Annotated in this window: 7 protein-coding genes; 3 read left to right on the top strand and 4 right to left on the bottom strand. The window is 54.2% G+C overall.

The annotated features are described in order from the left end of the window. The 3 genes from EIC84_RS25725 to EIC84_RS25715 form a co-directional block, all read right to left on the bottom strand. Window positions 1–266 (bottom strand): copper resistance protein CopC (locus tag EIC84_RS25725; protein WP_003062235.1); only part of this gene is annotated, 266 nt, incomplete at its 3' end. A 109-nt stretch (window positions 267–375) separates the two neighbouring features. Further along, window positions 376–1,347: a copper resistance protein B gene (locus tag EIC84_RS25720; RefSeq protein WP_003055078.1), complete on the bottom strand. Its 972-nt coding sequence runs from the start codon at window positions 1,345–1,347 to the stop codon at window positions 376–378. Between the two features lie 25 nt (window positions 1,348–1,372). After that, on the bottom strand, window positions 1,373–3,262 hold the full coding sequence (locus EIC84_RS25715) for a copper resistance system multicopper oxidase (RefSeq protein ID WP_003062231.1): 1,890 nt from the start codon (window positions 3,260–3,262) through the stop codon (window positions 1,373–1,375). 365 nt (window positions 3,263–3,627) lie between these two features. Here EIC84_RS25715 and EIC84_RS25710 point away from each other — a divergent pair, with 365 nt between their 5' ends. Next, window positions 3,628–4,311, top strand: coding sequence for a heavy metal response regulator transcription factor (locus EIC84_RS25710; protein WP_003062229.1), 684 nt, complete (start codon window positions 3,628–3,630; stop codon window positions 4,309–4,311). Beyond that, a complete protein-coding gene (locus tag EIC84_RS25705) occupies window positions 4,312–5,715 on the top strand; it encodes a heavy metal sensor histidine kinase (protein WP_003062227.1) in 1,404 nt (467 codons plus the stop codon). A 40-nt stretch (window positions 5,716–5,755) separates the two neighbouring features. On the opposite strand, the gene EIC84_RS25700 is transcribed toward EIC84_RS25705, so the two are convergent. Next, window positions 5,756–6,040, bottom strand: coding sequence for a heavy-metal-associated domain-containing protein (locus EIC84_RS25700; RefSeq protein ID WP_003062225.1), 285 nt, complete (start codon window positions 6,038–6,040; stop codon window positions 5,756–5,758). 296 nt (window positions 6,041–6,336) lie between these two features. Between EIC84_RS25700 and EIC84_RS25695 the strand changes: the two genes are divergently transcribed. Continuing rightward, a partial coding sequence (locus EIC84_RS25695; RefSeq protein WP_134737359.1) for a DUF4148 domain-containing protein occupies window positions 6,337–6,636 on the top strand: 300 nt, incomplete at its 3' end.

Genomic DNA, 6,636 nt, shown 5'->3' with positions numbered 1-6,636 from the left:
CCATCGCTAGCGCCAGAGACGCTTGCGCTGACCTTCATTGCGCCGTGATTCGGCATTCCGGGCATGCCCGTCATGGTCAAGTTCGCAGCCGAGAACTGAGGAACCAGCGTCTCAGAAAATTTCAACTCAATCGTTGCAGGTGCCGCGACCTGCGACTTATCCGCAGGAGAGGAGGAGACTAACGAAGGATGTGCGAATGCAGCAGAAGCGAACACTGTTGCGGCGATTGGCGCAATGAACTTAGCGACCAGGTTTGAGCGGTTCATGAGGACTCCTATCTAAATGTGATGGTGGTTTGAAAACAGATGTCGAATCTAGGTCTGTAGAGTTGGCGCTCCCAAGGACGCGCCAACTAGGAAGGGGACATTGGTCTGGCTAGAACCAGAAGCGGACACCGGCCACCCAACGTGTTTGCTGAGCACGGCCACCGTCGGCACGAACGAGATCAGCGGTTCGCCCGAAACTTCCCGCACGTTCCACTCCGATATATGGAGCGAACTGACGGCTGAACTCGTAGCGCAGTCGCAGGCCCGCAGATGCTTCGGCTAGGCCCTTGCCGATATGCCGCTCTGGATCATCCTTGCCGTAAAACTGCATTTCAGCTCTTGGCTCAAGGATCAGGCGCTGAGTCAGCAATAGTTCGTAGCTTGCATTTAGGCGAAGCGCAGTTCTGCCGCCACTGCCAACATAGGCTGTGGCCTCCAGCTCGAACCAGTAAGGGGCCAGGCCCTGCACACCAAATGCCAGCCATTGACGGCTAGGTCCCACGCCGTTGTCTAAGCGCAGACCCAACTGTGTATCCCAATAGGTTGTGGCAGCACGGCTCCAAAGCAGTTCGGTGCGAGACTCTTCGAGCTTTCCTTTGGCGACGTCACCTTCTGCCTTCAAGACAGCTTTGTTGTATGAGGTCCCGTACCATGCTTGCAAGTCATAGGCCGTTGAATCATCACCTCTGCGTGAAAAACGGCGTTCCAGGGTCTCACCACGCAGCGAGGCAAAGGTATGCTCGTCCGCAAGCATCAAGCGCGGGACGCCAGGCACCGCGTAATCGCCCGATCCCAAGGTCAACCCATTGGAATACCCATGTGGGTCGCGAGCATCTGGAGGTGCGGATCCCCCTTGCATCTGCATGCTGCCGTGATCCATCGCAGGGCCGCTTGCAGCGCTGCCAGTCATAGCACCATGACCTGCATGTGGATCAGCTGCAGTTGTGGCAGGGCTTGCCGGTGCTTCCATTTGCATATTCGCTTGGCCATGCGATGAATGGTCGCTTTGCGCCTGGGCCGCAATACTCACCAGAGCGAGGAGCGCAGTGGACAATGCACGAATAGGGAGTGCTTTGGACATTTTTGATCTTCCTTGTGAGGTTTGTTCAAGACACTACGACTTCGCGGAACATGCCTGCATCCATGTGGAACATCAGGTGGCAATGCCATGCCCAGCGCCCCAGAGCATCTGCCGTCACCAAGAAGCTGATGCGTTGTGCAGGCTGTACTGGCAAGGTGTGTCGACGGGCGAGGAATCGACCATCAGGGCTCTCCAGTTCACTCCACATCCCATGCAAGTGCATAGGGTGAGTCATCATCGTGTCGTTGTGCAGGATGACTCGCAAACGCTCGCCGTGACGGAAGTGAACAGGCGTTGATTGCCCGAACTCCAATCCATCAAGAGACCAGGAATATCGCTCCATATTCCCCGTCAGGTGCAACTCCACCTCTCGTCCAGGACCGCGCGAGTCCATCGGACCTGAAGGTGTATGCAGATCTGCCAAGGTCAGCACCCGTCTGCCGTTATTGCGCAGACCGATACCGGGATCGTCAAGATTGGTGCGGGCCATATCGACTCGCATATCTGTTCTTGCGCCATATTCAGTGCGAGCATGGCGTGCGGTGGTGCTGGGCACTGCCAAGCTCCCAGCAGGCTTGACATGCTGACTATGGTCCATCGCCATACCACCGTGATTCATGCCGGCCATCGCACCATGATCCATGCCGGCCATTGCCCCCGACATACCAGCCATCCCGGCCATACCCGTCATCCCAGACATGCCGGTCATCCCAGACATGCCGGTCATGTCCATGTCGGCTCCAGAACTGCCATGGCTCATGGCGCCCATCATGTCGCTCATACCCAGCCATTCGACGGGATCGAGTGCGGGGACTGGAGCCTGCAGGCCTTCGCGCACTGCTAACGTAGCGCGTGCGTAGCCTGTTCGGTCCATCGACTGGGCAAAAATCGTATAGGCGTCATCACGTGGCTCGACAATCACGTCTATGGTTTCGCCAGGGCCGAATCGGAATTCATCGACAGTCACAGGCTCTACGTCGACACCGTCAACATGAACCACCGTGAGCTTCAGGCCCGGTATACGTACGTCATAGAAGGTATTGCCCGCGCCGTTGACCATGCGCAGCCGGACACGCTCGCCCGGACGGAAAAGAGCAGTCCAATTGCCTGCAGGTGTGACGCCATTTGCGAGGTAGGTCAGGGTCGCAGAAGAGAGGTCGGCTAAATCCGTTGGATTCATGCGCATCTCGTTCCACATCTTGCGCTTGTCTAATGCCGCTGACACGCCATCACGCGATGCATCACGGAAGAAATCAAAGACCGTGGGCTGGTTGTAATTGTAGTAGTCGCCCTGAACCTTGAGCTTTGCGAAAACGCGCATGGGGTCTTCGTCAGTCCAGTCAGAGAAGAGCACGACATGATCACGATCTGCACGGATAGTCTCAGGTCCTGCGGGATCAATGATGATCGCTCCATACATGCCGGTGAGTTCCTGCATGCCTGAATGTGAGTGATACCAGTAGGAACCGCTTTGCTGAACCTTGAAACGGTAGGTAAACGTCTCTCCAGGAGGAATGCCCGCAAAGCTGATGCCTGGAACTCCGTCCATCTGGTAGGGCAAGATAATGCCGTGCCAATGAATAGAAGTGGCCTCGCGCAGCTTGTTCGTGACGCGAATCGTCACCGTCTCCCCCTCTCGCCAGCGCAGGGTTGGTGCAGGAAGCGATCCATTGATCGTTGTCGCCATCCCTGGCTTGCCCGTAAAGTTCACGGCGGACTCGGCGATCACCAGATCGAACTCGTTACCCTTCAGCACCGGAGCGGCCCCGCGGACTGTGGAGCTCTGCTGTGCGAATGCCATGAGCGACTGCGTTGACAGGCCCGCCAGAACGCCTCCTGCGGCCAGCCCCTGAACGAAGCGCCGACGAGAGAACCCTTGAGTGGGAGTGACAAAAAATGGCGAATGACGCGGCATAAGGTGAAATCCTCCAGAGCTTCCAAGAAATTCGTTTTCGGCGACGCTTGCCTGATGCAATGAGCGCTCGATATGTTCAGTATGCTAGGGCGTGCTGAATTTCGGAGGAGTGACTCATTCATTACATTCATGTAATGCTCGCGTCATGTTTGGTGCGACGGAGGGCTTCTATCCAGAAATGCCTTCGATGCAGTCAAAAGGTTCACTCTGCTAGCCACGCTTGATGACTTCCCAGGAAGGAACAACGAGGCAGTGTTGGCCTTTCTATCGCCAGGATTTCAGGAACATTACATTTTTCTTATCTTCATGTCAGAGGGCTTCAAACTCGGCACACTCTTGATCGTCCACTGCAGCGGAGCGAGTACATGAGGATTTTGATTGTTGAAGATGAGCCTAAAACAGGTGAGTACCTGCGCCAGGGATTGACCGAGGCTGGCTACATTGCTGACCTCGTCCCAAATGGCTCAGACGGCTTACATCTGGCTTTGCAAGGGGAGTACTCCTTGGTGATCTTGGATGTTATGCTGCCGGGCCTCAATGGTTGGCAGGTGCTCCAGTCTTTGCGTGATCGAGGACTACATATGCCGGTCCTGTTTCTTACTGCACGGGACCATGTCGAGGACCGTGTCAAAGGACTAGAGCTCGGCGCTGATGATTACCTGGTAAAGCCGTTTTCTTTCGCAGAACTACTCGCCAGAGTTCGCATCATTCTTAGACGTGGACATCCGGCCAACGAAGGTACTACTCTGACTGTTGCAGATCTCGAGCTAGACCTGCTGCGTCGTCGCGTATCTCGCAATGGCAAACGTGTTGACCTCACAGCCAAAGAGTTCGGACTCTTAGAGTTGCTGATGCGCCGACATGGTGAAGTGCTGCCACGTTCATTGATCGCATCGCAGGTATGGGACATGAATTTCGACAGCGACACCAACGTCATTGAGGTGGCCATGCGCCGTCTGCGAGCCAAAATTGATGAAGGCCACTCGATCAAACTAATCCAGACCGTACGGGGAATGGGCTACGTGCTTGACGTTCCTGAGGAGGAATAGGTGCAGCGTTTCACTCGCAAGGGAAAGCTCTCTTTAACTAGTCGTTTGGCCCTTTTCTTCACGTCTGTTGCGGCAGCCGTAGTGCTTGGCTTAGGTGGTTTGTTCCTAGTTGTTACAGAAAAGCATTTCGTGGAATTGGACCGAATGACGCTTCAAGACAAGCGCCATTTGATCGAGAAAATTCTCCAGAACACGAAGTCGGTCGATGATGCTCGTTGGCGTTTAAATGAGGCACTGAACTATCACGAGGATCTTCAAGTCCAGGTGAAAGATGCCCAAGGAGAAACCGTATTTCAATCGCCCGCATCCGGCTTTGCAGTGCCGGATCGCAACTCGGCTTCTATCGACAAGGAAGGATCGTTTGGGGTGTGGCGGCATGCAGACGCAGAATTCCACATCTTGAGCTTTGAGACGCTACCGGCCTACGCACCGTCACCATTAAAGGTACTGATCGCAGCAGACACCAAGCATCACATTCAATTCCTCAACGGAATTCGCACAAGCTTTGCCATTTATGTGATCGCAGCAATTTTGCTGTGCTCACTTCTGTCTTGGCTCGCCGCTCGACAAGGGCTGGCACCGCTGCGAGAGATGAAATCACGTGCGGCCGTTGTGACGGGACAGAAGATGAGTGAACGCATGCCGGTCCAGGCTGTACCCGTAGAAATGGCCGATTTGGCGCATGAGCTCAATCGCATGCTGGATCGGTTGCAGGACGATTTTCAGCGACTGACAGATTTCGCGTCTGATCTGGCCCATGAACTACGCACGCCCATCAGCAACCTGTTGACGCAGACTCAGGTTGTGCTGGCATCCAAGCGTGACGCCGCGACATACCGAGACATTCTTGCCTCTAATGCCGAAGAGTTTCAGCGTTTGGCTCGTATGGTGTCAGACATGCTTTTTCTGGCCAAAACTGAACGGGGCGTAAGCCTGCCGCGCAAGGAGCAATTTTCGGCACAGCAAGAATCGTATGCATTGCTGGAGTTCTACGAGGCTGTCGCTGAAGAAAAGCAAATTCATTTGAAGTTAAAAGGCGATGGACTCGTTGATGGTGATCGACTGATGTTCCATCGTGCTGTGAGTAATTTGCTATCTAATGCTTTGCGCTACACGCCGCATGCAGGCATGGTCACCATCGACATTGAGACCGCAGCTTCCTGGACACTTGTCACTGTGGAAAATACAGGGCAGGACATTGATCCCAAAGTCCTGCCCAGGTTATTTGACCGCTTCTACCGAGCTGACCCTTCCAGGGCTCATCCGGACTCAGACGGTAGCGGATTGGGTTTGGCCATCACCCGAGCAATTGCCGAAGCTCATGGAGGCTCCATTACCGCCACTTCAGCCGATGGACGAACTCGCTTCACCTTGAAATTCCCCACTCCGCAGCCGACTTCCTAAGCAGATCAGAAAACAGGTTTTTCTTGAAAGCAAGAAGACACTATCCGCAGCAAGATGTCTTGGCTGAAGTGGAGCCGCAGCATTTCGTCTGCGGCTTCTCAGCATTTGCCTGCTCGGCTTCTGCTAACGCCAATAATTCTGGAGTGTATCCAGCGGCCTGGATAGCCAACACGTAGTCGGTGTCGCTCAGATCGCCGGAGACTTGCACCGTTTTATCTCGCGCATTCACTCCGATCTTTGCTTCATCATCGATTGCCAAAATGGAGCGCTGAATCCGCGCGGCACAGGCACCACATTTCATGTCATTGATGCGAAAAATAGCCATTACGTACTCCTTTAAAGCTTGTGGCTAAAGTTTCATCCTTCACATCATGTGAATGTCAAGTGTCTGTCTGCACAAGCACTGGAGCACGCGGTGTACACCAACTAGGTTGGTCTTCACTTTTCGCTTTGGGCTTTTGGTGTACAGATTTGGGATAAGAACTGCCGCGAAAAAGCTGACAACAATGTCACCGGACAGTCCTGTTTTTGTTGGGCTCCGACTCCTAAGATCAACCCATCTTCTCCTCACCTTGATCAAGGTCCAGGAGATGTGTTCATCAACTGTCTTAGGAGCCAACCATGTCTCAAAACCGCATCTCCATTTCCTCCGTACTCGCAAGCGTTGCTGCCGTTGTCACCCTGGCTCTTCCTGGAATTGCGTCCGCAGGCTATGAGCATCCAGCCAACAATGAACAAGGCGTGATCGTGCATCCGGAGCACTTTGTAAGCCAGAAAACCCGAGCTCAAGTCAAGGCCGAGACTGAAGCCGCCATGAAGCAAGGCCGCCTTTCTTACGGTGAAAGCAATTTCCCAAGTGGTACTCCCGAGACTGGATCGAGCAAAACCCGCGAGCAAGTTATCAACGAAATGCGTAATGAA

This window comes from Comamonas sp. A23, from assembly GCF_004522605.1.
In the GTDB taxonomy this organism is placed as follows: Bacteria; Pseudomonadota; Gammaproteobacteria; order Burkholderiales; family Burkholderiaceae_C; genus Comamonas; species Comamonas thiooxydans.
This window is presented reverse-complemented; position numbering and strand designations above follow the sequence as displayed.